30 protein-coding genes are annotated in these 24,802 nt (G+C 62.2%); 9 read left to right on the top strand and 21 right to left on the bottom strand.

Going from position 1 to position 24,802, the window contains the following annotated elements:
* Positions 1-47: 47 nt before the first annotated feature.
* On the bottom strand, positions 48-788 hold the full coding sequence (locus OEZ49_RS04920; RefSeq protein ID WP_263387272.1) for an enoyl-CoA hydratase/isomerase family protein: 741 nt from the start codon (positions 786-788) through the stop codon (positions 48-50).
* A gap of 165 nt (positions 789-953) precedes the next feature.
* Here OEZ49_RS04920 and OEZ49_RS04915 point away from each other — a divergent pair, with 165 nt between their 5' ends.
* From OEZ49_RS04915 to OEZ49_RS04905, 3 genes are read left to right on the top strand one after another with little or no spacing between them, the layout of a single operon-like run.
* A complete protein-coding gene (locus tag OEZ49_RS04915; RefSeq protein WP_263387271.1) occupies positions 954-1,559 on the top strand; it encodes a glutathione S-transferase family protein in 606 nt (201 codons plus the stop codon).
* Entirely contained in the window at positions 1,556-2,290 is a 735-nt protein-coding gene (locus tag OEZ49_RS04910; protein ID WP_263387270.1) for an SDR family oxidoreductase, read from the top strand. Before OEZ49_RS04915 ends, OEZ49_RS04910 begins: the two co-directional genes overlap by 4 nt.
* Entirely contained in the window at positions 2,290-2,892 is a 603-nt protein-coding gene (locus OEZ49_RS04905; RefSeq protein ID WP_263387269.1) for a 2-hydroxychromene-2-carboxylate isomerase, read from the top strand. Before OEZ49_RS04910 ends, OEZ49_RS04905 begins: the two co-directional genes overlap by 1 nt.
* On the opposite strand, the gene OEZ49_RS04900 is transcribed toward OEZ49_RS04905, so the two are convergent.
* The 8 genes from OEZ49_RS04900 to OEZ49_RS04865 are packed head-to-tail and all read right to left on the bottom strand — an operon-like array spanning position 2,889 to position 10,440.
* A complete protein-coding gene (locus OEZ49_RS04900; protein ID WP_263387268.1) occupies positions 2,889-3,668 on the bottom strand; it encodes an IclR family transcriptional regulator in 780 nt (259 codons plus the stop codon). The genes OEZ49_RS04905 and OEZ49_RS04900 overlap by 4 nt on opposite strands.
* 17 nt (positions 3,669-3,685) lie before the next feature.
* Positions 3,686-4,714: a phosphotransferase gene (locus tag OEZ49_RS04895; protein ID WP_263387267.1), complete on the bottom strand. Its 1,029-nt coding sequence runs from the start codon at positions 4,712-4,714 to the stop codon at positions 3,686-3,688.
* Positions 4,715-4,724: 10 nt separating this feature from the next.
* The gene (locus tag OEZ49_RS04890; protein ID WP_263387266.1) at positions 4,725-5,375 is read right to left on the bottom strand and encodes a histidine phosphatase family protein; all 651 of its coding nucleotides are present in this window, start codon (positions 5,373-5,375) and stop codon (positions 4,725-4,727) included.
* A gap of 3 nt (positions 5,376-5,378) precedes the next feature.
* On the bottom strand, positions 5,379-6,380 hold the full coding sequence (locus OEZ49_RS04885) for an NAD(P)H-dependent flavin oxidoreductase (RefSeq protein WP_263387265.1): 1,002 nt from the start codon (positions 6,378-6,380) through the stop codon (positions 5,379-5,381).
* Positions 6,381-6,393: 13 nt separating this feature from the next.
* Positions 6,394-7,323 carry an SDR family NAD(P)-dependent oxidoreductase gene (locus OEZ49_RS04880; protein WP_263387264.1) on the bottom strand — a complete coding sequence of 310 codons (930 nt, stop codon included), beginning with the start codon at positions 7,321-7,323 and terminating at the stop codon, positions 6,394-6,396.
* A 10-nt stretch (positions 7,324-7,333) separates the two neighbouring features.
* Positions 7,334-8,152: an SDR family NAD(P)-dependent oxidoreductase gene (locus tag OEZ49_RS04875; RefSeq protein WP_263387263.1), complete on the bottom strand. Its 819-nt coding sequence runs from the start codon at positions 8,150-8,152 to the stop codon at positions 7,334-7,336.
* Between the two features lie 9 nt (positions 8,153-8,161).
* Positions 8,162-9,277: an acyl-CoA dehydrogenase family protein gene (locus tag OEZ49_RS04870; RefSeq protein ID WP_263387262.1), complete on the bottom strand. Its 1,116-nt coding sequence runs from the start codon at positions 9,275-9,277 to the stop codon at positions 8,162-8,164.
* Positions 9,278-9,282: 5 nt separating this feature from the next.
* Positions 9,283-10,440, bottom strand: a complete 1,158-nt coding sequence (locus tag OEZ49_RS04865) for an acyl-CoA dehydrogenase family protein (RefSeq protein WP_263387261.1) — start codon at positions 10,438-10,440, stop codon at positions 9,283-9,285.
* Between the two features lie 138 nt (positions 10,441-10,578).
* On the opposite strand from OEZ49_RS04865, the gene OEZ49_RS04860 reads away from it, so the two are divergent.
* On the top strand, positions 10,579-11,574 hold the full coding sequence (locus OEZ49_RS04860) for an NADPH:quinone oxidoreductase family protein (protein ID WP_263387260.1): 996 nt from the start codon (positions 10,579-10,581) through the stop codon (positions 11,572-11,574).
* Positions 11,575-11,579: 5 nt separating this feature from the next.
* On the opposite strand, the gene OEZ49_RS04855 is transcribed toward OEZ49_RS04860, so the two are convergent.
* On the bottom strand, positions 11,580-12,236 hold the full coding sequence (locus OEZ49_RS04855; RefSeq protein WP_263387259.1) for a histidine phosphatase family protein: 657 nt from the start codon (positions 12,234-12,236) through the stop codon (positions 11,580-11,582).
* A gap of 56 nt (positions 12,237-12,292) precedes the next feature.
* On the opposite strand from OEZ49_RS04855, the gene OEZ49_RS04850 reads away from it, so the two are divergent.
* The 4 genes from OEZ49_RS04850 (at position 12,293) to OEZ49_RS04835 (ending at position 14,915) form a co-directional block, all read left to right on the top strand.
* Positions 12,293-13,117 (top strand): enoyl-CoA hydratase-related protein, encoded by an 825-nt coding sequence (locus OEZ49_RS04850; protein WP_263387258.1) that lies wholly within the window; start codon positions 12,293-12,295, stop codon positions 13,115-13,117.
* Positions 13,118-13,126: 9 nt separating this feature from the next.
* On the top strand, positions 13,127-13,597 hold the full coding sequence (locus OEZ49_RS04845) for a MaoC family dehydratase (RefSeq protein WP_263387257.1): 471 nt from the start codon (positions 13,127-13,129) through the stop codon (positions 13,595-13,597).
* A 116-nt stretch (positions 13,598-13,713) separates the two neighbouring features.
* Positions 13,714-14,160 carry a type II 3-dehydroquinate dehydratase gene (gene aroQ, locus OEZ49_RS04840; RefSeq protein ID WP_263387256.1) on the top strand — a complete coding sequence of 149 codons (447 nt, stop codon included), beginning with the start codon at positions 13,714-13,716 and terminating at the stop codon, positions 14,158-14,160.
* Positions 14,160-14,915 (top strand): LuxR family transcriptional regulator, encoded by a 756-nt coding sequence (locus tag OEZ49_RS04835; protein ID WP_263387255.1) that lies wholly within the window; start codon positions 14,160-14,162, stop codon positions 14,913-14,915. Before aroQ ends, OEZ49_RS04835 begins: the two co-directional genes overlap by 1 nt.
* 484 nt (positions 14,916-15,399) lie before the next feature.
* Here the strand turns inward: OEZ49_RS04835 and tsf are convergent, their stop codons facing one another.
* The 5 genes from tsf to OEZ49_RS04810 all read right to left on the bottom strand — a co-directional run bounded on the left by tsf (position 15,400) and on the right by OEZ49_RS04810 (position 19,170).
* On the bottom strand, positions 15,400-16,275 hold the full coding sequence (gene tsf / locus OEZ49_RS04830) for a translation elongation factor Ts (protein WP_263387254.1): 876 nt from the start codon (positions 16,273-16,275) through the stop codon (positions 15,400-15,402).
* Positions 16,276-16,353: 78 nt separating this feature from the next.
* On the bottom strand, positions 16,354-17,121 hold the full coding sequence (gene rpsB / locus OEZ49_RS04825; RefSeq protein WP_263387253.1) for a 30S ribosomal protein S2: 768 nt from the start codon (positions 17,119-17,121) through the stop codon (positions 16,354-16,356).
* 173 nt (positions 17,122-17,294) lie between these two features.
* Positions 17,295-18,122 (bottom strand): lysophospholipid acyltransferase family protein, encoded by an 828-nt coding sequence (locus OEZ49_RS04820; protein WP_263387252.1) that lies wholly within the window; start codon positions 18,120-18,122, stop codon positions 17,295-17,297.
* Position 18,123: 1 nt separating this feature from the next.
* Positions 18,124-18,879, bottom strand: coding sequence for a GNAT family N-acetyltransferase (locus OEZ49_RS04815; protein WP_263387251.1), 756 nt, complete (start codon positions 18,877-18,879; stop codon positions 18,124-18,126).
* A 108-nt stretch (positions 18,880-18,987) separates the two neighbouring features.
* Positions 18,988-19,170, bottom strand: coding sequence for a DUF3553 domain-containing protein (locus OEZ49_RS04810; protein ID WP_164127794.1), 183 nt, complete (start codon positions 19,168-19,170; stop codon positions 18,988-18,990).
* A 49-nt stretch (positions 19,171-19,219) separates the two neighbouring features.
* Here OEZ49_RS04810 and OEZ49_RS04805 point away from each other — a divergent pair, with 49 nt between their 5' ends.
* Positions 19,220-19,816 carry a histidine phosphotransferase family protein gene (locus OEZ49_RS04805; protein WP_263387249.1) on the top strand — a complete coding sequence of 199 codons (597 nt, stop codon included), beginning with the start codon at positions 19,220-19,222 and terminating at the stop codon, positions 19,814-19,816.
* Here OEZ49_RS04805 and OEZ49_RS04800 read toward each other — a convergent pair whose 3' ends face one another.
* The 6 genes from OEZ49_RS04800 to rpmA form a co-directional block, all read right to left on the bottom strand.
* Positions 19,817-21,070 carry a glutamate-5-semialdehyde dehydrogenase gene (locus tag OEZ49_RS04800; RefSeq protein WP_263387248.1) on the bottom strand — a complete coding sequence of 418 codons (1,254 nt, stop codon included), beginning with the start codon at positions 21,068-21,070 and terminating at the stop codon, positions 19,817-19,819.
* Between the two features lie 53 nt (positions 21,071-21,123).
* Positions 21,124-22,230, bottom strand: coding sequence for a glutamate 5-kinase (gene proB, locus OEZ49_RS04795; RefSeq protein WP_263387247.1), 1,107 nt, complete (start codon positions 22,228-22,230; stop codon positions 21,124-21,126).
* Positions 22,218-23,252: a GTPase ObgE gene (gene obgE / locus OEZ49_RS04790; RefSeq protein WP_263387246.1), complete on the bottom strand. Its 1,035-nt coding sequence runs from the start codon at positions 23,250-23,252 to the stop codon at positions 22,218-22,220. The genes proB and obgE overlap by 13 nt, the downstream gene beginning before the upstream one ends.
* A gap of 37 nt (positions 23,253-23,289) precedes the next feature.
* Complete coding sequence (locus OEZ49_RS04785) at positions 23,290-23,826, bottom strand: GNAT family N-acetyltransferase (RefSeq protein WP_263387245.1); 537 nt, start codon at positions 23,824-23,826, stop codon at positions 23,290-23,292.
* Positions 23,823-24,431, bottom strand: coding sequence for a LysE family translocator (locus tag OEZ49_RS04780; RefSeq protein WP_263387244.1), 609 nt, complete (start codon positions 24,429-24,431; stop codon positions 23,823-23,825). The genes OEZ49_RS04785 and OEZ49_RS04780 overlap by 4 nt, the downstream gene beginning before the upstream one ends.
* 97 nt (positions 24,432-24,528) lie before the next feature.
* Complete coding sequence (gene rpmA / locus OEZ49_RS04775) at positions 24,529-24,798, bottom strand: 50S ribosomal protein L27 (protein WP_164127779.1); 270 nt, start codon at positions 24,796-24,798, stop codon at positions 24,529-24,531.
* Positions 24,799-24,802: the final 4 nt, after the last annotated feature.

The raw sequence follows: 24,802 nt of genomic DNA, 5'->3' as shown, positions 1-24,802 counted from the left end.
GAGTGTCCCCCGTGCCCGCGCCCGAGAAAAGTACGTAGGAATACGCATCACCCGATCATCGCCTGCATTGCACCCCGCGTTTCCGCGTTGAACCAGCCACCTTCAGGCGCGTTGCCGCCCGCCACGGTCTCCTTCTCGATCAGTGCGATAGTCGCGCCGCGGATTTGTTGTTTGACTTTGGCAAAGGTAACTGGCGGGATCTGTGCCAGCGCCCGTGCCTCGGCCAGAGCACGCGTATGGACGTCGTCATCCAGCACGTCAACGATACCGGCCGCATGGGCGGTGTGCGCGTCGATGGGCTGGCCTGTCAGCATCAGCCGACGAAGCATGTCGGGCGACAGGGTTGCGCGGGCAATCTCCATGGGGCCAACCGGGAAATCGGCGCCTACCCTTACTTCGGCCAGTCCAAACCGTGCCCTGGACGACGCAACGCGCAGATCGCTGCCCAGCACAAAGAACAGCCCGCCCGCGATGGCGGCGCCGTTGACGGCGCAGACCGTGGGTTTTGGACAGGCAAAGAGCGTCAGGAACCCTTCGTTCAGCCCCCTCAAGATGGCGTGCTGCTGCGGAATGTCGAAATGCTGGGCCTCTTTGAGGTCGAGGCCTGCGGACAGCACCTTGAATGGGCTGGTCAGGAAGATAGCCCGTACCGAGTCATCCCGCTCCAGTTTTGCGATGGTCGCGGCAAACTCGGTCAGGAACGGCGCGCTCAGCGCGTTCACCGGCGCCCGGTTCAGCACCAGTTCCGCCAGACCGTCCTCGTGCATGTTCAAAAGAATTTCGCTCACACTGTCCTCCCTCGCTTGCGGCCGAGCCTAGTCGCTGCGCGCCCCAAACGTCGAGTAACAAACCCCGCTCCCCCCACACAAGATGCGCAACGTCACAACAGGAGATGTTGACACCCGGGATTGCCGCTCCCTAGCGTTTAGGAGGTTCACACGGAAGGGTCTAACATGAAGCTCTACTTCGCTCCGGACACCCGCGCGGTGCGCATCGCCTGGCTTCTTGAGGAGCTGGGGTTGGACTATGACCTGGAAAGATTCACTTTGGGCGATCCGGCCATGCGCGGCCCCGAGTACCGCCGGATTCACCCTTTGGGACGCGTGCCGGTCCTTGCCGATGGCGACGTGACCATTCACGAATCCGGCGCAATTGTCGAATACGTGCTGGCCCGCCACGGCCAAGGCCGCCTGCGCCCTGAAACCGGTTCAGCCGAGTTTCCCAACTACCTGCAATGGCTTCATTTCTGCGAAGGCATGTTGATGCCTCCGATCAACACGATCGTGGTGGAAACGGTTCTTTTGCCGCCAGACCGGCGCAACGAGGTGAATGTGAAGCGTGCGGTGAAACTTCTCAATCAGATGCTCGCCGCGGTGGATAGGCATATGGAGGGCAGAGAGTATCTGGCGGGAGCGTTTTCGGGTGCCGATATCATGACCGGGCATGCGGTGATCACCTCTGCCCGGTTGGGGGGCGATTTCACCGACAAACCCAACCTGCAACCCTATGCCGGCCGGTTGCTGGCCCGGCCCGCGCTGCAAAAAGCGAACGCGCTGTGAGCGCGCCGGTCGCGCTGATCGTCGGTGCTGGTGACTATATCGGTGCCGCCATCGCGCGCCGGTTTGCGCGGGGCGGTTTCACGGTCTGTCTCGGGCGGCGAAACGGTGACAAGCTGATCCCGCTGGTCGAGGATATCCAGTCCGAAGGCGGCCGGGCGCATGGCTATACCATGGACGCGCGGGACGAGGACAGTGTTGTTGACCTCTTCGCCCGGGTCGAGAGCGAAGTCGGGCCGATCGAGGTCGTGATCTTCAATGTGGGCGGCAACGTCCGGTTTCCCATCCAGGAAACCACTGCGCGGGTGTTTCGCAAGGTCTGGGAAATGGCCTGTTTTGCCGGGTTCCTGACCGGGAGAGAAGCAGCCCGTCATATGGTTCCGCGGGGCCGAGGCAGCATCTTTTTTACCGGTGCCAGTGCCTCGCTGCGCGGCAATCCGGGGTTTGCGGCCTTTGCGGCCGGCAAAGCCGGGCTCCGCGCTTTGGCCCAGAGCATGGCCAAGGAACTTGGGCCAAAGAACATCCATGTCGCGCATCTGGTCATCGACGCAGGCGTCGATACTTCGTTTGTCCGCAAACGGATGCAGCAGGCAGGCCGCGACCCTGATACATTGCCGCCAGACACGCTGATGTCGCCGGATTCGGTGGCCGAGGCTTATTGGATGTTGCACCAACAGACACGGGACGCCTGGAGCTTTGAGATGGACCTGCGGCCCTTTGGAGAAAGATGGTAATGCACAATATCGAGTTCATTTATGATTTTGGAAGTCCGAATGCCTATCTCGTGCATCGGGTCCTGCCCGACCTGGTCGCGCGTCACGGCGCCATCATACGACCGTCTCCGGTCTTGTTGGGCGGTATCTTCAAGGCCACAAACAACCAGTCCCCGATGGAGGCGTTTTCGCGCGTCCGCCACAAGCTGACCTATCAGGCGCTGGACCTGCAACGCTTCGTGCTTCGTCATGGTCTGGTGTTCCACATGAACCCGCATTTTCCGGTGAATACGCTTCTGCCCATGCGCGGAGCAATATTTGCGCGCGGAAAAGATTGGGAAAACAACTATATGGATGCCATGTTTAATGCGATGTGGGTGCATGGCCAGAACCTTTCCGAACGGCATGTGTTCGAAGAGGTGCTGCGCGAGAGCGGCCTGCCTGTGCGGCGCACGCTGGAGGCGGTCGAGACGCCAGAGATCAAGCAGGCGCTGGTCGACGCAACGGCAAGGGCGGTGGAACGCGGCGTGTTTGGCGCGCCCTCGATGTTGCTGAACGACGAGCTGTTTTTTGGCAAGGACTCGCTACCGGACCTGGAGTTCGAGCTGGAAAAGACCGGCTAGGGAGTAAGGCCCAGTGCCTTCCCGGCCGCGATCAGCAGCGGTGCATAGGTGTTTTCCAGTTCCTCGACCGTGACATGAAAGCTGGGGCCGCCCACGTTGAGGCCGTGCACCCGGCTGCCGCCCAGCGAGACCACCGGCACAGCGATGGCATTCACATCGGCGCGCCAGTCTCCATAGCCGGAGCAATAGCCACGCGCTCTGTACTGTTCGACCGCGTTGCGGGCTTCAGCCTCCAGCGCTGCAATCTGTTGACCCGTGTCCCGCGCACCAGCCTGAATTGCCGCGCTCCGATCTTCCTCGGTCATACCCGCCAGAATGGCGCGCCCCATGGCAGAGCGGAACAAGGGCAGGCGCGAACCGACATGCATGCTGAGCGAGACATTCTCGCGCGATCGCGAGACCGCGACATAGACCGCTTCGGCCCGGTGCGCCTCTCCCAGTGCGGCGGTGATATAGGGGTTGGTGCCCGCGCGCAGACCGCGCAGCACCTCGGCGGCGCGGTCGCAGATATCCATGCCCGCCAGCACACCCATGCCCAGTTGCAGCACGCCCACGCCCAGCCGGTAGGCGCCGGTTTCACGATCCTGCACCAGATAACCCAACTGGCACAGCGTATAGGTCAGGCGCGAGACGGTGGGTTTCGGCAGGCTGGTCCGCTCGGACAGGTCGGTATTTGTCAGCAGCACCTCGCCGGGGCGAAAGCTGCGCAGCACATCCAGCCCCCGCGCCAGCGCGGTGACAAAATTGCGGTCCTTGCTCTCGGTCAGACCGTCCATATCACCGCCCTGCCCGCTCACCCGCGCAGCGCCCTCAACCCGTTTTGCGCAAACACGCCCACATACTGGCCCAGCCGCCGGGCGCGTTCGGGGTTTGACGCATTGCCATCCAGTGCGCGTTTGTAGACGCCCTGGATGATCGCGGCCATGCGGAAGAAGTTGAAGGCAAGATAGAAGCCGAACCGGTCGATCCCGCCGATGCCACGCCGCGCGCAATAGGCGGCGATGAATTCGGCATCCGTGGGCAGACCCAGCGCGGCACGGTCGACCCCTGCCAGCCCGCGGCCCTCCTTGCCCGGCGGCATCTGCCATTGCATGATCACGGCGGCCAGGTCGGCATAGGGGTGGCCGATGGTCGACAGCTCCCAGTCCAGCACGCCCAGACAGCGGGTGCCGCCCTTTTCGAACATCATGTTGTCGATCCGGTAATCGCCATGCACCAGCGTGCGCTGGCCGTCATCCGCGGGCATTTCCTGTCCCAGCGCCTCGATCAGCGCGTCCATGTCGGCGATGGTGTCCGTTTCCGAGGCGCGATACTGCTTGGTCCAGCGCGAGAGCTGTCGTTCGAAGTAGTTTCCCGGCGGGCCGTAATCGGACAGGCCCACGGCGTCGATGTCGACCGAATGCAGCGCTGCCAGCACCCGGTTCATCTCGTCGATGACAGCGGTGCGGGTGGCGTTCGTCTCGCCCTCCATCGTGGGTTCGTAGAAATTGCGCCCGTCCAGATGTTCCATCACGTAAAAGGCCGAGCCGATCACCGCATCATCCTCGCACAGCAGATACATGCGCGGCACCGGCACATCCGTGCCCGCCAGTGCGCTTTGCACCCGGAACTCGCGATCCACTGCGTGAGCGGATTTGAGCAAGACACCCGGCGGCTTGCGCCGCAGCACATAATTGCGCGCAGGTGTCTTCAGCAGGAACGTCGGGTTCGACTGGCCAACGTCGAACTTCCGCGCCTCCAGCGGCCCGGCATAACCCGGCAGGTGGTCGCGCAGATAGGCATCGACGGCGCTCAGGTCAAGGCTTTGGGTCGTGTCGCTCATATCCTGTTCCTCAACTATAGCTCAGCATATCCGCATGGGCCGGTTGGGCAAAATGCGGGGTGGCGTTGAATTCATGCAAAAAGAAGGCGCGCGGGGTAAAGATGAACCGCGACATGGCGGTGTTCTTGACCTGCAGGTTCAGCGCGATCATCTGCTCGGGCGGCGCGCTCAGCGCGGCGGCAGTCAACTGTCCGATGGCCCCGCCCGAGCTGATCACCAGCACCCGTTCGGCACCCTCGCGGGTAGCCAGCTGGCGTGCCGCCTCGATCCGGGCTGTGAACTGGGCCCAGCTTTCGCGCGCACCCTCGATACCGCCGCCCTGCCATTCGCGCAAAACATCGCGCAAGGTGCGGAAATGTGTCTTGCGGTCATGCTGCACCGGATCGGGGATAGTGCCGCCGAATTTCACCCGCAACAGGTCGTGGAAATCATATTCGTTCCAGCCCGCGTGCTCCTCGGGTGCGTCCGTGAACCCCATGCCGCGCAGGGTCTCTTTCTGTCGCGCCAGCGTGCCGGTGACCAGCCGGTCGGGCACCCAGCCCATTTCGCGCAGCGCGGCGCCCACCAGTTGCGACTGGCGATGGCCAAGCGCGCTCAGCCGGTCATAGTTGTCCGATCCGAACGAGGCCTGCGCATGGCGGATGACGATCAGTTCCGCCATGGCTCAGCCGGTGAACTCGGCGGCAAGCCGCGCGCCCGCCGCGCGATACTCGCGGTCGATCCGGTCCACCAGATCGGCCACCGGCACAATCTGGTGCACATCGCCCACGCCCTGGCCCGAGCCCCAGATCTCTTTCCACGCCTTGGGTTTGGAAGATCCCTGGCTGAAATTCATCGAACTGGCATCGGCCGAGGGCAGGTTGTCGGGATCCATCCCGGCGCGTTCAACCGACTTCTTCAGGTAATTGCCGTGCACCCCGGTAAAGAGCGAGGAATAGACGATGTCCTCGGCGGTGCTGTCGATGATCATCTGCTTGTATTCGGGCTGTGCATTGGCCTCATTCGTGGCGATGAAGGGCGAGCCCATATAGCCGAAATCGGCCCCCACGGCGCGGGCGGCCAGCAGGCTTTCGCCACAGGCGATGGCGCCCGACAGGGCCAGCGGCCCGTCGAACCACGACCGAATTTCGCGGGTGAGCGCTAGCGGCGATTGCTGGCCAGCATGGCCCCCGGCGCCTGCGGCCACGGCGATTAGCCCGTCGGCGCCTTTTTCAATGGCCTTCTTTGCAAACGTGTTGTTGATCACGTCATGCAGCACAACGCCGCCGCAGCTGTGCGCGGCCTCGTTCACCTCGACCCGGGCACCCAGCGAGGTGATCCAGATCGGCACGTTCCAGCGGCTACAGATCTCCAGATCCCGTTCCAGCCGCCCGTTCGAGCGGTGCACGATCTGGTTTACCGCAAAGGGCGCAGCCGGGCGGTCGGGGTTGTCTTGGTTGTGGCGATCCAGTTCCTCGGTGATGCGTTTCAGCCAGGCCTCGAGCAGCGGCGGCTCACCCTCCGCCTCTCGCGCGTTAAGCGCGGGGAAGGATCCCACGATCCCCGCCTTGCATTGCGCGATCACCAGATCGGGTACCGAGATGATGAATAGCGGCGAGCCGATCAGCGGGATGCGCAGGCCGCGCAGGGCCGGCGGCAGGTGGCTTTCGTCACGGGTCCAGGTCATGTCTTTCACTTTCTCATGCTCCCCAGGGCAGGTCGATGCCACGCGCATCCGCCGCCTTGCGGGCAAATTTGCGGGTCTGGCTGAACGCGTCGGTCAGCTCGCGCTTGCCCTCTTCGCTTTGCACCGATGCAAAGCGGGCGGCAATGTCCTCGGGCGTGTTGGCGCTGCCTTCCAGCAGGATGCCCTCGGTCTCGAATATGCGGGTCTGCGCGTAACAGCCCGCCCCGGCGCAGAGGATCACGCGCGAGGGTGCATCCTCGCTCACCAGATACAGAAGGCCGGGCGTGATCGTTTCGGGCGCCAGCAGCGCCAGCGCCTGTTCGGGGATCAGCGCCTCGGTCATCCAGGTCGCGGCGGTCGGCGCCAGACAGTTGACGCGGATATTGTCGCGCGCGCCCTCGAGATGCAGCACGTTCATCAGCCCCATCATCGCAGCCTTGGCCGCGCCATAGTTGGCCTGCCCGAAATTGCCGTAAAGCCCCGAGGCCGAGGAGGTGAAGACCACCCGGCCATAGCCCTGTTCGCGCATGATCGGCCAGCAGGCATGGGCCACATTGGCGCTGCCGATCAGGTGCACGTCGATCACCTTGCGGAAATCGCCCATACTCATCTTGGCAAAGCTCTTGTCGCGCAGGATGCCCGCGTTGTTGACCACGATATCGACGCGGCCCCATTGGTCCATGGTCTGGGTGACCATGTCAGCCACCTGCGCCTCGTCCGCCACATCGGCCCCGTGCGCGATGGCCTCGCCGCCCATGGCGCGGATCTCCTCGACCACCGCCTGCGCGGCGACGGAGGAGGCACCGGTGCCGTCGGGTGCCGCCCCCAGATCGTTGACCACCACCCTGGCGCCGCGCGCGGCCAGACCCAGCGCATGGGCGCGGCCCAGACCGGCGCCCGATCCCGTGACGATCGCCACCCGTCCGTCAAAACGAATGTCCATCCCCGCCCCCTTACAGCGCCTTTTCAAAGATGTTGGGGCCGGTCATCACGTTGATGCCGCCCGAAACCGGGATCACCGCGCCGGTGACATAGGCGCCGCCGCGCCCGCAAAGGAACAGCATACAGCCAGCGATATCCTCGTCCCGGCCGACCCGGCGCAGCGGCACGTCGCTGCCGACCTTGGTGCGTTTTTCCTCGTCAGCGGTGGCGAATGCGGTCATCCGAGACACAAACGGCCCCGGCGCAAGCGCGTTGACGGTGACGGCATAGGGCGCCAGTTCCTTGCCCATGATCTTGGTCAGATGGATCACCGCCGCCTTGGAGGCCGCATAGCTATAGGCGCCATCGCCCATCGGAACTTCGCCCATGACCGAGCCGACGTTGACCACGCGAGCAGGGTCATCGATGGTGCCGCTTTTCATCAGCATCGGCAACAGCTTCTGGGTCAGGTCAAAGACACCGGCCACATTGACGGACATCACCTTTTCCCAGGCCTCATGCGGGAACTGGCCCATCGGCGCGCCCCAGGTGACACCGGAATTGTTCATCAGGATATCAAGGGCTTCGGTGCGACCCTTCACCTCGGCGATAAGCGCGTCGATGCCCTCTTTGCTCCCCACGTCGCCCGCGAACCCCTCGGCGCTGCCGGGGGCATCCAGCGCGTTCAGCTCGTCAGCGACCGCTTCACAGGCCTCGCCCTTGCGCGAGGCGATCAGCACGCGGGCACCCGCGCGAACCAGCGCCTCGGCTGCCATGCGCCCTATGCCGGTGGCGCCGCCGGTGACCAGCGCGGTCTTGCCATGCAGCGAAAACAAAATCTCAGGTGTCATGATTATTCCTTAAAATCCGCGTGCTTGTGCAACGATGTTCGCGTGATATCCATAGTCGCCCAGCCATTCGGCCCCGACCCGGGCGCGTTTCATGTAGAAGCCCATGTCGAATGCGTCGGTCATGCCGATGCCGCCATGCATCTGCACCCCCTCCTGCACCGCACGCTGTGCAGTGTCGGTGGCGCGCGCCTTGGCCAGCGACACGGCCAGCGCCGCGTTCTCGGGGTCTTCGTCCAGCATCCGGCCCGCGTTCAGGATGGCCGAGGCGGTCACCTCGCATTCGCACCACAGATGCGCGGCACGGTGTTGCAGGGCCTGAAACGCACCAATCGGAACCCCGAACTGCTTGCGTTCCTTGAGATATTCGACGGTCATGGCAAAGGCGCCAGCGGCCAGCCCGGCCATCTCGGCCGCCAGCGCCGCCTGACCGGCCCGCAGTGCGGGTGCCAGAACGGTCATCGCGTCATCGACCTGACCCAGCACATCCTCGCCCGTGGCGATCACATCGGCAAACTCAATCCTTGCCGCGTCACGGCTGTCGATCATCGCCTGCCCCTCGCGGGTGATGCCGTCGCGGTCAGCGGGCAGGTCGAACAGGGTCAGCCCCGCATCGGTCCGCGCCAGCACCAGCAGGCGCTCGGCATTGGCGCCGTCCACGACAAACCGTTTTTCGCCGTTCAGGCGGAACCCGTTGCCCTCGGCCCGCGCCTGCATCTGTGTGGTCTCGGGGTCGAACTTGGCGCCCTCGTCGATGGCCAGCGCATAGGTGACCTCTCCGCTGGCGATCCGCGCCAGAGCCTGCCCCGCGCGGGCATCCGACACCTGCCGCAGCGCCGTCGCCGCGATCACTGCCGTGGACAGAAACGGCGAAGTGACCAAGGTCTTGCCCATCTCGCCGGCCAGTGCGCAGGCGGCGGCGTGGCCCATGTCGCTGCCCCCGGCCTCTTCGGGGACCAGCACCCCGGCCCAGCCCATGGCGGCCATTTCCGACCAGAGCGCCCGGTCCTGCGTCTGCCCGCTGTCGCGCAGCCCCCGCAGATGCGCCACCGGGGCGGCCTGATCCAGAAAGCCGCGCGCGGCATCGGCCAGCATGACCTCTTCTTCTGTACGTACCAGTTTTGCCATCTGCCCTATCCCGGAAGCCCAAGAACGCGTTTGGAAATGATCGACAGCATCACCTCGGAGGTGCCGCCCTCGATCGAATTGGCCTTGGTCCTCAGCCAGTTGGGCGCGCGCCCGTCCTCCCAGACCAGCGCGTCGGACCCGCCCGCCACCATCACCAGTTCCAGATTGCGCTTGTTCAGCTCGGTTCCCATGTATTTCAGCATGGCCGAGGCATCGCCCGCGCCCTGCCCGGTCTCGGCCTGATCCTTGTAGCGCTCCAGTGTCAGCGCCACCGCCAGCCCGTCGACCTCGGCTCGCATCGCATCAGCGCGCAGCACCGTATCGGTGCTGCCGCTATCGGCCAGCACGGCGCCGAGTGCCCGCCCCGAGCCCATGGTGCCACCGGCGGCCGAGATCATCTCGCGCTCATGCGTCAGCAGGTATTTGGCCACATCCCAGCCGCGATTAACCTCGCCCACCACCTGTTCGCGCGGCACCTGCACATTGTCAAAGAAGGTCTCGCAAAACGGCGACGCGCCCGAGATCAGCTTGATGGGTCGCGTGGTCACGCCCGGGCTGGTCATGTCGAGCAAGATGAAGGAAATGCCCTTGTGCTTGGGCGCTTCACGGTCCGTACGTAGCAGCGCAAAGATCCAATCGGCCTTATCGGCGTAAGAGGTCCAGATCTTTTGCCCGCTGACAAGCCAGTGATCACCCTTGTCCTCGGCCCGGCTTTGCACATTTGCCAGATCTGATCCCGCGCCCGGTTCGGAATAACCCTGACACCAGCGGATTTCCCCGCGTGCGATGGGCGGCAGGTAATGCAGCTTTTGCTCATGCGTTCCAAAATGCAAAAGCGCCGGTCCCAGCATCCAGATGCCAAAGCTTTGCAGCGGATAGCGTGCGTTCAGGCGGCGCATTTCCTGGTGGAACACCTTCTCCTGATCCCGGCTCAGCCCGGCACCGCCATACTCGATGGGCCAGGTCGGCACCGTGTACCCTTTGCTGACGCAACGTTGCAGCCAGGTACGCTGGGCTTCTGACGTAAAGTTCCAGTTCTTTCCGCCCCAGCAGATGCTAGCCTCGTCATTACGGCCATCGCGCATGTCTGCGGGGCAATTCGCCTCTAGCCAGGCGCGCAGCTCGTCGCGGAAGGCGGCAATCGCCCTATCCTCTTCGGCCATGTCTCCTCCCCATATACCGATATCTGTTTTGCATTGCAGAATTGCATTTCGATAACCGGTTGACAACCAAGGGGACGGGCCAAAGACTTGACGTCAAATCGCGGTACGCACGCGACCGCAACAGGGAGAAAGACCGATATGAAAGCCATGCTGAGCACCGCCGTGGGCGGCCCCGAAACGCTGGAACTGACCGAACTGCCGGACCCGGTGCCGGGCAAGGGAGAGCTGTTGCTTCGGGTGCATGCGGCGGGGGTGAACTTTCCCGATACGCTGATGATCCGCGACCTCTACCAAATGAAGCCGCCCCGCCCCTTTGCCCCCGGCGGCGAGATCGCGGGAGAGGTTCTGGCGGTGGGCGAAGGTGTCAGCGCCTATGCGCCCGGCGACCGGGTGCTGGCACTGACGGGTCATGGCGGCTTTGCCACCCATCTGACGGTCAAGGCCAATGTCGCGGTCAAGATCCCCGATGCGATGCCCTATGAGGATGCCGCCTGTTTCATCTTTACCTATGGCACCTCGCATCACGCGCTCAAGGACCGCGCGGCGCTGCAACCGGGTGAAACGCTGCTGATCCTGGGTGCTGCGGGTGGCGTGGGCGCCGCCGCGATCGAGCTGGGCAAGGCCGCAGGCGCGCGGGTGATCGCCGCCGTCTCGTCCCAGGAAAAGGCCGAATTCTGCCGCCAGATCGGTGCCGACGAGACGCTGATCTATCCGCGCGAACCGGACCGCGATGGGCAAAAGGCGCTGTCGGCCGAGATCAAGAAACTGGCCGGTGGCAATGGGGTCGATGTGGTCTATGATGCGGTGGGCGGCGCCTATGCCGAACCCTGCCTGCGGGCGATGGCATGGAAGGGCCGTTACCTGGTGGTGGGCTTCCCTGCCGGTATCCCGAACATCCCGTTGAACCTGACCTTGCTCAAAGGCTGCCAGATCGTTGGCGTGTTCTGGGGTGCCTCGGTGTTTCGCGATCCAAAGGGCCACGCCGAGAACATGACCGACCTGTTCCGCCTCTATGCCGAGGGTCGGATCAAACCGCGCATCAGCGCCCGGTTTCCGCTGGAACAGGCGGCTGAAGCGCTGGAGATGATGCAGGACCGCAGGGTTCTGGGCAAGGTCGTCATCACGATGGGCTGATCGGATCACCCCAGATGCGAAATGTCGTTGAACCCCCGGACGGCCATCCGCTCGCCATGTATCACAAGGCGGCTGATGGACCCGTTATGCGCGCCGTTGAAGGCAAACGCCTGTGCCCCACAGGCCATGGCAAGCGCGGCGCCGATGACGCCGCCATGCACGAACACCGCGACCCGTTGGTCGGCATGGCGCGCAGCGATGCGCAACAGCCCCGACCGCACCCGCGCATGGAATTGCGCGGTGGTCTCGGCCCCGGGGATTTCGCCCCATTCCTGCATGTCATGGACTCTCCGGATCACTGGGTCGCCATGCGCGGCCCGGATCCGGTACTCGCCCGTATCCCAGTCGCCCAGGAAAACCTCGCGAAGGTCCGGCTCGACAATCGGTTGCAGGTTCAAATGCGCCGCCAGCGGGGCGGCTGTCTGGTGAGTACGCCGCAACGTGGTGACATAGATCGCCTCCAGCGGTTCGGATTTCAGCCGCTCGCCGACGGCGTGCGCCTGCGCTTCGCCATTGGGGTGCAGTTCCGGGTCGCCATGCCCGTCGACCGTGGGAAATGCCTCGCCCGGTCGCGCGGCCCGGCTTTCTCCATGCCGGATCAGCAAAAGATCCGCCGCACCCTGCGGCGGCATATAGACAGATTGGCGATATTCCCTGGTCATCCGCGCCTCATACTCAGCTTTGCATCAAAGGTGACCCCAGACGGAAAGGAATTGCAATGACCCGACGAAAAATCGAAACGGGCAGTACGTTGGTTCAGTGCGAGGTGTCAAACCATGTCGCCACGATCACTCTGAACAACCCGGAAAAGCGCAACGCCATGTCTGGCAACATGACCGACGCCTTGTCGGAATTGTTCTTGGTACTCGACCTCGATTCCGAGGTGCGGGTTTTGATCCTGACCGGAGCGGCGGGCGCATTTTGCGCCGGTGGAGACGTGGCCAGCATGGGTGGCGCCCTAGCGGGCGGCGCTGCGCCCGATACCGATGCTATGATCCGCCGATTGCGCCATGCCCAGGAAACCGTGGGACTGCGCCTCTACAACCTTGGCAAGCCGACAATCGCGGCCCTGCCCGGTGCTGCGGCAGGGGCCGGAATGTCTCTGGCGCTAGCCTGTGACCTGCGGGTGATGGCTGACAGCGCCTTTCTTCTACCAGCCTTCGGCGGGATCGGACTGTCCGGGGATTTTGGCGGTACCTGGCTGCTCAACCAGTTGGTTGGCCCATCGCGCGCCAAGGAGATTTATTTCACCAACCGCAGGATCGGCGCAGAGGATGCGCTGTCGCTTGGGCTTGCCAACCGGGTTGTTGCCGCTGCCGAGTTGCAGCAAACAGCCGAAACCCTTGCCGCCGAAATTGCCGGATTTGCGCCAATGGCTCTGCGCTACATGAAGGAAAACCACAATCGCGCGCGGGCGACCAATCTGCAAACATCCATGGAGATAGAGGCGGACCGGATGATCCGGACGCTGCAAAGCAAAGATCACGCCGAAGGCGCACGCGCCTTCATGGAAAAGCGTAAGCCAGTATTCACGGGACGTTGAGAAAAAGATATGTCAGCACTCGCTCGGGCACTTGCCACCGAACAGGAGAAAACCGGCACCGAAATCGGCGTGTCGAACTGGATCACTGTCGATCAGGACATGATCGACCGTTTTGCAGAGGTGACGCATGATGACCAATGGATCCATGTCAACCCAGAGCGGGCCGCCGCAGAGACCCCGTTTGGCGGCACAATCGCGCATGGGTTTCTGACCCTGTCCCTGGCCAGCCGCTTCGTCTATGACGTGCTGCCCGAACAACCCGGACAGGTCATGGGCATCAATTATGGTTTCAACAAGCTCAGGTTTCTTGCCCCCGTCCCTGCCGGATCCCGCCTGCGCGGGCGGTTTGTACTAAAGGACGTTCGTCAGCGATCGGCGACCGAGTTGTTGCGCGAACATGCGCTGACAGTCGAGATCGAGGGCGAGAAGACCCCGGCGTTGGTGGCCGATTGGCTGGGCCTCAGCATCTTCGCCGACTAACAAAGTGGGGTAATACTTTGTCCGAACACGCGGCCTTTCACCGATATGGGTGACAGGATTATGGACAGAACACGCTATTCCCGTTTAAGAGATTCCTGAATGGGGATGAAATTGACATGATGAGTATTCTGGTCCTGAACGGCCCGAACCTGAATCTTTTGGGAACACGCCAACCCGAGGTCTATGGGTCCACAACCCTGACAATGGTCGAAGAGGCCTGTATCGCGCATGGCAAAACCCTAGGGCTGGATGTGTCGTGCTTCCAATCGAACCACGAGGGCGCGCTGATCGATCAGGTTCACGAAGCCAAGGGTCAAAAGCGCGGGATCATTCTGAATGCCGGGGCCTACACCCATACCTCGATCGCGTTAATGGATGCTATTTCCTCGATCGAATTACCTGTGGTCGAGGTGCACCTGTCCAATATCCACGCGCGAGAGACCTTTCGCCACAAATCCTATGTCGCGCCGGTCGCTTTGGGGCAAATCTGCGGATTCGGTGCTCAGGGTTACATTCTGGCATTGGACGCGCTCAAGGCTCATCTCTCCAAAGGAGGGACTTGATGAAGCTACGCAGCTATCTAGAGTTCCTGAGCTACGTCAAAACCCTGGAAGAGCTCTGGGATGCTCATACCAAACAGATGGCCGAGTACGGGTTTGACCGCCTGCTATACGGCTATACCAATTACCGGACCGCCACGTCGCTGGGCGATCCCGAAGATTTTGTCATCCTCACCAATCACGAGAAAGCGTATATCGACGGGTTCCTTCATTCCGGTCTCTACTTTCACGCCCCCATGCTGCATTGGGCGCTGGAGAATGAAGGCGCGGGAAGCTGGAAGATGATCTCGGATATGCTGTCCAGCGCAACGATGACCCCACAGGAACAGCGTGTCTATGACTTCAATGCGGCACATGGGGTCACCGCAGGTTACACCGTCAGCTTTACCTCTGTCTCGGCGCGGACAAAGGGCGCGATCTCGCTGAGCGCACCCAAAGGAACAAGGCAGGAAGAGGTCGACGCGGTTTGGTCCGAACACGGACAAGACATTCTGCTGATGAACAATGTCGCTCACCTCAAGATCATGACCTTGCCCTATGTGGCACCGAACCGGTCCCTGACACGCCGGCAACGCGAAGCGCTGCAATGGGTTGGAGACGGAAAAACGACACAAGACATCGCTATCTTGATGGGATTGACCATGGCGACGGTGGAAAAGCATTTGCGATTGGCGCGAGAGGCTCTGTCCGTTGAAACCACGGCACAGGCGGTCTTAAAAGCCGCTTTGCATAATCAGATGTTTATTATGGAAGCCTAAGGCGACATTCGCCCCGTTTCTCAGCCATCGTATTTAAAGAAGAAACCGGACTGTTGCGCTGTTTTTCCTTTTGATTTTCCACGTAAAATCACAATAACCACGCCGGATCCTCCCTAAACTTTCTGCGTAGTTGAACATAGGTAAGGAATCCCCGACTTTCGATCACGACAGGGGTTGGGCAATATGACCTTGTTCCGTGAGTGGTGGCTTTAGCCTGGGGACATCGGGAAAAGATCCTCGTTTATTCGAGAGGCTCTCTGACCTGTCCGGCGGCGGGTGTTTATTGATCGGCAAGCACCGTCGGAGAACATGAGGGGCCCCATCCATCCCCATCGACCGGGGCCCCTCTTCTTTTCAGGTGAAACAGGAGATATCCGGTTTCACCTTTTTCTCGATCAACCAACATAAAACCGGCCGCATTTTAACGCGACCGGTCTTTTCATTTTTCAGTCGGCCAAGTCCAGAGAACGTGGCCATAGACCAATCAGCCCTGCGCCGCCTTGGCGACTTCGGCAGCAAAGTCTTCTTTTTCCACCACGATGCCTTCGCCAACTTCCAGACGAACGAAACCGGTGATTTCCGCGCCAGCTTCCGCTGCTGCGGCCCCAACGGTCAGGTCCGGGTTCACCACGAACTGCTGGCTCAGCAGGGTCGATTCAGCGACGAATTTCTTCATCCGGCCTTCGATCATCTTTTCGATCACCTGCTCCGGCTTGCCGGATTCGCGGGCGATATCCATCTGGATCTGCTTTTCCTTCTCGACGACCGCCGGGTCCATGTCGGCTTCGCTCAGCGCGGCGGGGTTCACGGCGGCGATGTGCATCGCAACCTGTTTGCCCAGGGCTTCGTCGCCGCCTTTCATGGCGACCAGAACGCCGATCTTGCCCATGCCAGCGGTGGCGGCGTTGTGGACATAGGTCACAACGGTGTCGCCTTCGATCTTGGCCATCCGGCGCAGGGTCATGTTTTCGCCGATCTTGGCGATCTTGTCGGTCAGCGTGTCGGCAACGGTCTTACCACCCAGATCGGCACCGTTCAGCGCGTCAAGGTCAGCAACGTTGACAGCGGCGGCCGCGATCTGGCCAACCATGTCCTGGAACTCGGCGTTCTTGGCGACAAAGTCGGTCTCGGCGTTCACTTCGACGGCGACGCCCTTGCCACCTTCGACGACAACGGCGACCAGACCTTCGGCAGCGGTGCGGCCGGATTTCTTGGCGGCCTTTGCCAGGCCCTTGGTGCGCAGCCAGTCGATGGCGGCTTCCATATCGCCGTCGGTTTCAGTCAGTGCTTTCTTGGCGTCCATCATGCCGGCGCCGGTTGCGTCGCGCAGTTCTTTCACGAGTGCAGCTGTGATTGCCATCTTGGCTCTCCTCAAATCGAATCGGATTTGGGGCAGGTCATACCCTGCCCCATTTGACATACAGATGACGGAGACCGATCAGGCCTCGGCGTCTTCCGCCAGTGCTTCTTCGACAGGCGCTTCTTCCAGCGCGCCCAGGTCGACGCCAGCGGCGCCCAGCTGTGCCGACATGCCGTCCAGCGCGGCGCGGGCGGCCAGGTCGCAGTAGAGGCCAATGGCGCGCGCCGCGTCGTCATTGCCGGGGATGATATAGTCGACGCCATCGGGCGAGCAGTTGGTGTCAACCACGGCCACAACAGGAATGCCCAGCTTGTTGGCTTCGGCGATGGCCAGTGCTTCTTTCTTGACGTCGATGACGAACAGCAGGTCCGGCACGCCGCCCATCTCGCGGATACCACCCAGCGAGGCTTGCAGTTTGCCCTGGTCGCGTTCCATGCCCAGACGCTCTTTCTTGGTCAGACCTTCGGCGCCGCCTTCCATTGCTTCGTCAATGGAACGAAGACGCTGGATCGACTGCGAAACGGTTTTCCAGTTGGTCAGCGTGCCGCCCAGCCAGCGGTGGTTCATGTAATACTGTGCCGACTTTTCGGCTGCTTCGGCGATCGGGCCTGCGGCCTGACGCTTGGTGCCGACGAACAGGATACGGCCGCCCTTGGCGACGGTATCGCGGATGACCTTCAGCGCCTGGTCCAGCATCGGAACGGTCTGGGTCAGGTCGACGATGTGGATGCCATTGCGGGCGCCGTAGATGAACGGTGCCATGCGCGGGTTCCAACGTTGGGTCTGGTGGCCGAAGTGAACGCCAGCTTCCAGCAGCTGACGCATGGAGAACTCGGGAAGAGCCATGCGGTATTTTCCTTTTCCGGTTTACGCCTTGGCGGGGGAGAAGAAGCGGATGCTCCAACCGGCGGTTCGGATGGGGATGTCTCCCCCAAACGGACCAAAACCCCGCCTGCGGGTTTTGAATGGCGCGCGTATAGGCCAGCAGCGCCGCAAGCGCAAGGGGCAATATCGTTGTCTCAGGGTCGCGCCAGTTCATGGGCGTGGCGCACGGCGGCCTCGCAATAGGCAGCCAAGGCCTTGCGGCTATCAAAACCCGCGACACGGACGGGCTCGTGATAGATCAGCTCGACCCGGCCCTGTCTGCGGGCGGCCAGGGTCTTTAGCAGATGCGGACCGAACTCCATGTCGCCCCACCAGCCATAGAACCGGTTTGATTGTCCCTCGGGCGGATGGAATACCACCGTAACCGGCTGCACATACATGAAATCGCGCAGCTCAGGTGTGAAAAAGGCGGCAAACAGCGTGGTCTTGAACGGCAAGACCCGAAGCCCGTCGGTCGAGGTGCCTTCTGGAAAGAACAACAGTTTGTGTCCGGCTTTCAGCCGCTCTTCGAACAGCGCGGTCTGTTCGCGCGCCTTCTTGGGGTTGCGCTCGATGAACACGGTGCCGGTCGCCCGCGCCAACCAGCCGATGCCGGGCCAGCTCGCCACCTCGGCCTTGGAGACGAAATAGATCCGCTTGCGCGCGTTCAGCGCAAAAATATCGAGCCACGAGCTGTGGTTTGCCACTACCGCCCCGTGCTGGCGCATCAGCTCTCCGCTGGTAGAGAAGCCCATGCATAGGATACGAAACGCGTTGCGACAGACGAACTGGGTAATGAACGGTGTCACGGGACGGCGCACGCCGCACAAAGGCCGCTCGATCAGCCGCACGCAGAGCAGCACCAAAAGACCGCCAAACACCAACAGGGCCAGCGGCAGGCCGCGCAGCAGCGCCAGCAGCCATCCCAACGGGCCGATTTTCACCTCCTCGGGTGGCTCATCGCTGTTCCACAGAGGTTCCATGCTAAACCCCGGAGTAGATCTTGCGCTGGCGCTCGTTCAGGCGCGTGGTGTCCAGGATCAGACAGACGTCGGTGGTATTGAATGCCTGGTCGACATAGGCGCCATCACCCACGTATCCGCCAAGCCGCAGATATGCCTTAATCAATGCCGGGACGTCGAGCATTGCGCGCCGCCGGTCCAGTTGGTCGGGCGGAACCCGGTTCATCTCGACAAAATGTTGCGGCTGCGCGCGAACGCGAAGCTCTTCGGGTGCAAGATGGCTGTGGTACAGCAAAGACAGCGGTTCGGCCAACGTTTCGGGATTGGTGCCATGGAAACTTGCAACCCCGAAAAGAATCTCGATTTCATGTCTGGCCACATAGGCTGCCAGCCCGTTCCAGAGGTTATACATCGCCATGCCGCCACGATAGTTGCGGTGGACGCAGGAGCGCCCAAGCTCCAACAGCTTGCGGCCCGAGGTCTTGAGGGCCGTAAGATCGTATTCATCCTCGGAATAGAACTGCCCGACCGCCTCTGCCTGTTCCGACCGGAGCAGTCGGTAAACGCCGACAACCTGACCGGACTTGTTGTCGATACACAGCATGTGGTCGAAAAACGGGTCGAATCTGTCCTGCTCCAGGCCGCGATCATGGTCGACCATCGCGCCGCTGCCACCCAGTTCCCGCACAAACACGTCATAGCGCAACGCCTGGGCCGCGCGGATTTCGTCTTCGTTTTCGGCAATTTTCACGGTGAATGTTGATCCGCGATCAGTCATCGGAGATTGCTTCCAGATTTCCCGGTTGCGGGCAGATACCGCGCCTCTGACGAGGTTGGCAACCGAAAGCGAACAGAAACTTTGGCGTTAACCTTTCGGTAAGGCAAATCACAGATCAAAGACGGGCACCAAGGCGATGCGTGTACCGTCGATCACCACCTTTCCTTGATCGGGAAAGTTAACCGTGATCTTTCCGGCGATGCTGGATTGCACCTGGCCGATTCCCCAATCGGGGTAACTCGGGTGGCGTACATACATGCCCGGTGCAAGAATGGCATTCAGATCGGTCATGGGCGCCCCCGTGTGGCAAGCATGTGAAGATCTAAGACGGAGGTATCGCATGGCCCAAAGCGGCGTCAACCTGGCTGGCCTGATCGGCTCGCGCATCTGCCATGACCTGATCAGCCCGGTCGGCGCAATTACCAATGGCCTGGAACTGCTCGAAATGACCGGCGCCGTTCAGGGGCCCGAGATGGATTTGATCTCGGACAGCGTCAATTGCGCCGAGGCGCGGATCAAGTTCTTTCGCATCGCATACGGGGCGGCAGGAGAGCAGAAGATCGGTCGCGCCGAAGTGGCTTCCATTTTCGATGACCTCAATCGTGGAAACCGGATTCGGGCAGAATGGTGTCCCGTTGAGCCGGTGCTGCGCAGCGAAACGCGGCTTGCCTTTCTGGCACTGCAATGCTGCGAAACCGCGATGCCCGTTGGCGGCGAGGTGAAGATCGAGGAGACCTCGGCCAACTGGCGGGTGACGGGAACCGCCAGCAGACTGGCCGTCGATCCGTCTCTTTGGGAAGGGCTGAGCAATCCGGCCGCGCTGGTTCAGATCACCCCGGCCCAGGTTCAGTTTGCCCTACTGCCCGCTGTTGCCGCCGACACCGGCCGGCGGATCACCGTGGAAACCACCGAGTCCCAGGTCATCATCAGGTTTTGATCAGCCCCGGACGGTGCCTTCGCCACGGACCAGATACTTGAAACTGGTCAACTGCGCCGCCCCCACAGGGCCACGCGCATGCATCTTGCCGGTGGCGATGCCGATCTCGGCGCCCATGCCGAATTCGCCGCCATCGGCAAACTGGGTCGAGGCGTTGTGCATCAGAATGGCGCTGTCGAGCCGCTCAAAGAAACGCGCAGCGACCGCGTCATTTTCGGTGATCACGCAATCGGTATGGTTCGAGCCATATTGGCGGATATGGGCGATGGCGGCGTCCACATCCTCGATCACTTTGGCCGCGATGATCATGTCGAGGTACTCCTTGCCCCAATCCGCCTCGCTTGCGGCGATGGATCCGGGCAGGCCTTCGGCCCTTACCTCAACCCCGGCCTCGATCAGCGCGCGCACGAGATCAGCACCAAGACTGTCCGTTATATCCTTGTGAATCAACAGACATTCAGCAGCGCCACAAATCCCTGTGCGGCGCGTCTTGGCATTCATCACCACCCGCAGCGCCTTTTCAGGGTCGGCGTCCTTGTCGACATAGATATGCACGATGCCTTCGAGATGGGCAAAGACCGGCACCCGCGCCTCGCGCTGTACCAGACCCACCAGTCCCTTGCCGCCACGCGGCACGATCACGTCGACATAATCGGTCATGGTCAAGAGCTCGGACACCGCCGCCCGGTCGCGGGTGGGCACCAGCTGGATCGCATCCTCGGGCAGGTTCGCGGCGCGCAGCCCCTCGACCAGACAGGCATGGATCGCGCCCGAAGAGTGGAAACTCTCGGACCCACCACGCAAGATCACCGCGTTGCCCGACTTCAGGCACAGCGCGCCGGCGTCCGCCGTCACATTGGGGCGGCTTTCATAGATCACCCCGATCACCCCCAACGGCGTGCGTACCCGCTGGATATGCAGGCCCGAGGGCATGTCCCATTCCGCCAGAACCTCGCCCACCGGATCGGCCTGTTCGGCCACGGTGCGCAGACCATCGACGATGCCCTGAATGCGCGCTTCGTCCAGTTTCAGCCGATCCATCATCGCCGGGCTCAGCCCCTTGTCGCGGCCATAGTCCAGATCACGCGCATTGGCGGCGATGATCTCGGCCCGGCGAGCCCAAACCGCATCGGCGGCGGCGATCAATGCGGCATGCTTGCGTTCTGCTGTCGCAAAGGCCAACTCGGCCGCAGCGGCCTTTGCCCGTTTGCCGATATCGGTCATGACGGCGGCGATGTCTTCGATGTCTTTCATGGCGGTCCCCTGGCTTGGGTCAGGTCAATGGATAGAGCGTTGCGGTCTCCGGGTCAAAGCGCCATGTCGTCCCGGTGGATCAATGCGGCGCGGCCTGGATAGCCCAGCGTTGCCTCAATCTCAGAGGACTGACGCCCACGAATGGCCCGCGCCTCGTCGCCGGTATAGCGGCAAAGCCCCTGCCCCAGGCGCCGACCGTCCGGGCCCAGAATGGCCACCGGATCACCGCGCCCAAATGAACCCGAAATCGTCGTCACCCCGGCTGGCAACAGGCTTTTGCCACCTTCCAGCGCACGCGCTGCCCCGGCATCGACCGTGATTTCTCCACGCGGTTTCATCGCGGCGATCCAGCGCTTGCGCGCCGCCTGCGGGTCGAGCGTTGCGGTGAACCAAGTGCAATTCGCGCCATTCTCAAGTATTTTCAGTGGGTTCAATGGCGATCCTTCAGTAATCGCCATGGCGCAGCCGCCTGCCGTGGCCATCTGCGCGGCCATCAGCTTGGTCTTCATCCCACCTTTGGACAGACCAGAAACCGCGTCGCCCGCCATTGCCACGATCTCGGGCGTGATGCGGTCGACCACATCGAACCGGGTGGCGCTCGGGTCTTCGTTCGGATTACCGGTATAGAACCCGTCCACATCCGACAGCAGGATCAACTGATCGGCCCCGACCGTCACGGCAATCTGCGCCGCCAGCCGGTCGTTGTCGCCATAGCGGATCTCGTCGGTGGCGACAGTATCATTCTCGTTAACGATGGGCACCGCCCCAAGGCTCAGCAGGGTTTCCAGTGTCGCGCGCGAGTTCAGGTAGCGGCGCCGGTCCTCACTGTCTTCAAGCGTGACCAGCACCTGCGCGGTGGTGATCTTGTGCGGATCCAGCGCTTCCTCATAGGCGCGGGCCAGCCGGATCTGGCCAACAGCGGCTGCGGCCTGCGACTGTTCCAGCGGCAACGCCGTACGCGGCAGGCCCAGTACCCCGCGCCCCAATGCGATGGACCCCGACGAAACCAGGATCACATCCATGCCCTGCCCTTTGAGCCAGGCCACATCCTGTGCCAGCGAGCGCAGCCACTCGGCCCGCAGATCACCGGTCTTGCGGTCGACCAACAGGGCCGACCCGATCTTGACCACCAGCCGCCGGGCTGCCGTCAGGGTTGCCAAGTCTGTTCCTCCTCGGCGGGTTTGTGGCGCAGACGGTCGGCGTCAATCTGCGCGCGCAAAGCGCGCAACACATCGGTGATCCCTTCACGCGAGGCGCCTGACATCATCATCACCGGACCGCCCGAGGCCTCTTCCAGCTCTTCAACCAGAAAGGCACGCTCCTCGTCATCCAGCGCGTCTATCTTGTTCAGAACGGTGATACGCGGCTTGTCGGCCAGATCTCCGCCATAGGCTTCAAGCTCGTGAATGATGGTGTGGTAATCCTCGATCGGATCGCCCGAGGTGCCATCGACCAGATGCAACAACACCGCGCAGCGTTCGACATGGCCCAGGAACCGGTCACCGATCCCCCGCCCCTCGTGCGCGCCCGCGATCAGGCCGGGGATGTCGGCAATCACAAATTCCACGTTGTCGACACCCACAACCCCCAGATTGGGATGCAGCGTGGTGAACGGATAGTCGGCAATCTTGGGCCGCGCGTTCGAGGTCGAGGCCAGAAAGGTCGACTTGCCCGCATTGGGCATGCCCAGCAGGCCCACGTCAGCGATCAGCTTCAGCCGCAGCCAGATGGTCCGATCCACCCCCGGTTGGCCCGGATTGGCACGGCGCGGCGCCTGGTTGGTGGCGGATTTGAAATGCAGGTTGCCGAACCCACCATTGCCGCCACGCGCCAGCAGCACCCGCTCACCCACGGTGGTCAGGTCGGCGAGCACGGTCTCCTCATCCTCGTCGAGGATTTCGGTACCAACCGGCACCCGCAGGACGATGTCACTACCATCCTTGCCCGAACGCTGCTGGCCGCGGCCGGGCTGACCGTTGTCGGCAAAGAAATGCTGCTGATAGCGAAAGTCGATCAGCGTGTTCAGCCCTTCGACCGCCTCGGCCCAGACCGAGCCGCCATCGCCGCCATCACCGCCATCGGGCCCGCCAAATTCGACGAACTTTTCCCGGCGAAAGCTGACACAACCGCCGCCTCCCGCGCCCGAGCGAATGTAGACCTTTGCAAGATCGAGAAATTTCATATTTGCTCCCTACTGCAAAGGCCGCGTACGGCTCAAGTCACAGCTTTCGGCTATAGGTCCAGGTGGGTACGGTCGCGCCCCGCGCAACCGAATAACTCTCGGCGTCTCCAAGATACTGAAACCCGCAATGGGTCAAGACCCTGGCTGAGGCCGGGTTATCCTGGAACACGCTGGCGAACATCGTCGCGTTGTCCATCGGGTTGGCATTTACCAACGCCTCCACCGCCATCGAGGCGATACCGGTGTTCCAGTAGATCGGCGCAACCCAGTATCCAACCTCGGATTGGTTGCGGTCCATCTTCTTGAGCGAGATCACCCCGATCAACTCGGGCCCGTTGTCGCGCGTCGCGTCCATAGCCCAGATATCCTCGCCCCGGTCATCGGACATCGCACGCGCGACAAACGCCTCGGTCATGCCGGGCGGTAAAGGATGCGGGATCGAGGTGGTCATACGCGCGACACGTTCGTCGCTGGCATAATACTCGATCAGCCCCATGTCCGATTTGCGCAAGGGGCGCAGATCGAACCGGTCGGTTTCAATGACAGGCTGATTTATGATCGTATCAAGCTTCATTCCTGTGCTCCTCCTCCGAACACAACAAAAACAACAGAGGCAACCGTCAGCCCCGCCAGCGTCCACATCAGGTATTTCTCGGCAGGCCGTCCTGCAACCACATGGGCAATCCTGTCGCCGGCAAACGCCCAGATCGGGTGGAAAACCGCCTGGCACGCCAGCAATATGCCAGCGATTGTAAATGTCGCTTGAAAATGTGGCGTTCCCGCGACGACAAAACCGGTAAACCCCGCCAAAATCATGGCCCAGGCCTTTGGGTTGAGCGGATGAACCAGCAGGCCCGCGCGAAATCCCGGCGGGTTGTCGCCCCCGGTCTGCGGCGTCAGACGCAGATTGGCGATTTTCCAGGCCAGCCAGCAAACATAGGCCACGCAAAGATATTTCAGCCCCTCAAAAACCCAGGGCGCCCTGTTGGCCAGCTCCATCAGACCAAAGCCCACCGGCCAGATCACCAGCTGCTTGCCCAGAGCCACACCTGCCACAAAGGGCAAGGCCGCCACAAAGCCATAACGCGCGCCGACCGACATCAGGGCCATGTTGGCAGGCCCTGGCGTGCCGACCTGGCTGGCGGCAAAAATCAGAAAGCTGGTCGTGGCAACGCCCATGATCCTGTCCGATCAAACTCCGGTGAAGAACGAGAAAGGGGACCGGCAATCCTTGCCGGTCCCCCATGAATTTTTTCTAAACCTTCTGGGTTTCGGCTTACTCTGCGGCCTCCGCCACCGGCAGGACCGAAATGAAGGTGCGCTGTTTCAGGCCCTTGTGGAACTTCACGGCGCCGTCGACGGTTGCAAAGATGGTGTGATCCTTGCCCATGCCAACACCCTGGCCCGGCCAGAACTTGGTGCCGCGCTGACGCACGATGATGTTGCCAGCATCGACAGCTTCACCGCCGTATTTCTTGACGCCAAGGCGGCGACCGATGGAGTCGCGACCGTTACGGGAGGAACCGCCAGCTTTTTTATGTGCCATTCTT

This window comes from Ruegeria marisflavi (assembly GCF_025673445.1).
GTDB classification, from domain to species: Bacteria; Pseudomonadota; Alphaproteobacteria; order Rhodobacterales; family Rhodobacteraceae; genus Ruegeria_B; species Ruegeria_B marisflavi.
Note: the sequence above shows the minus strand (reverse complement) of the source record. Positions and strands in the feature narration are given on the sequence as shown.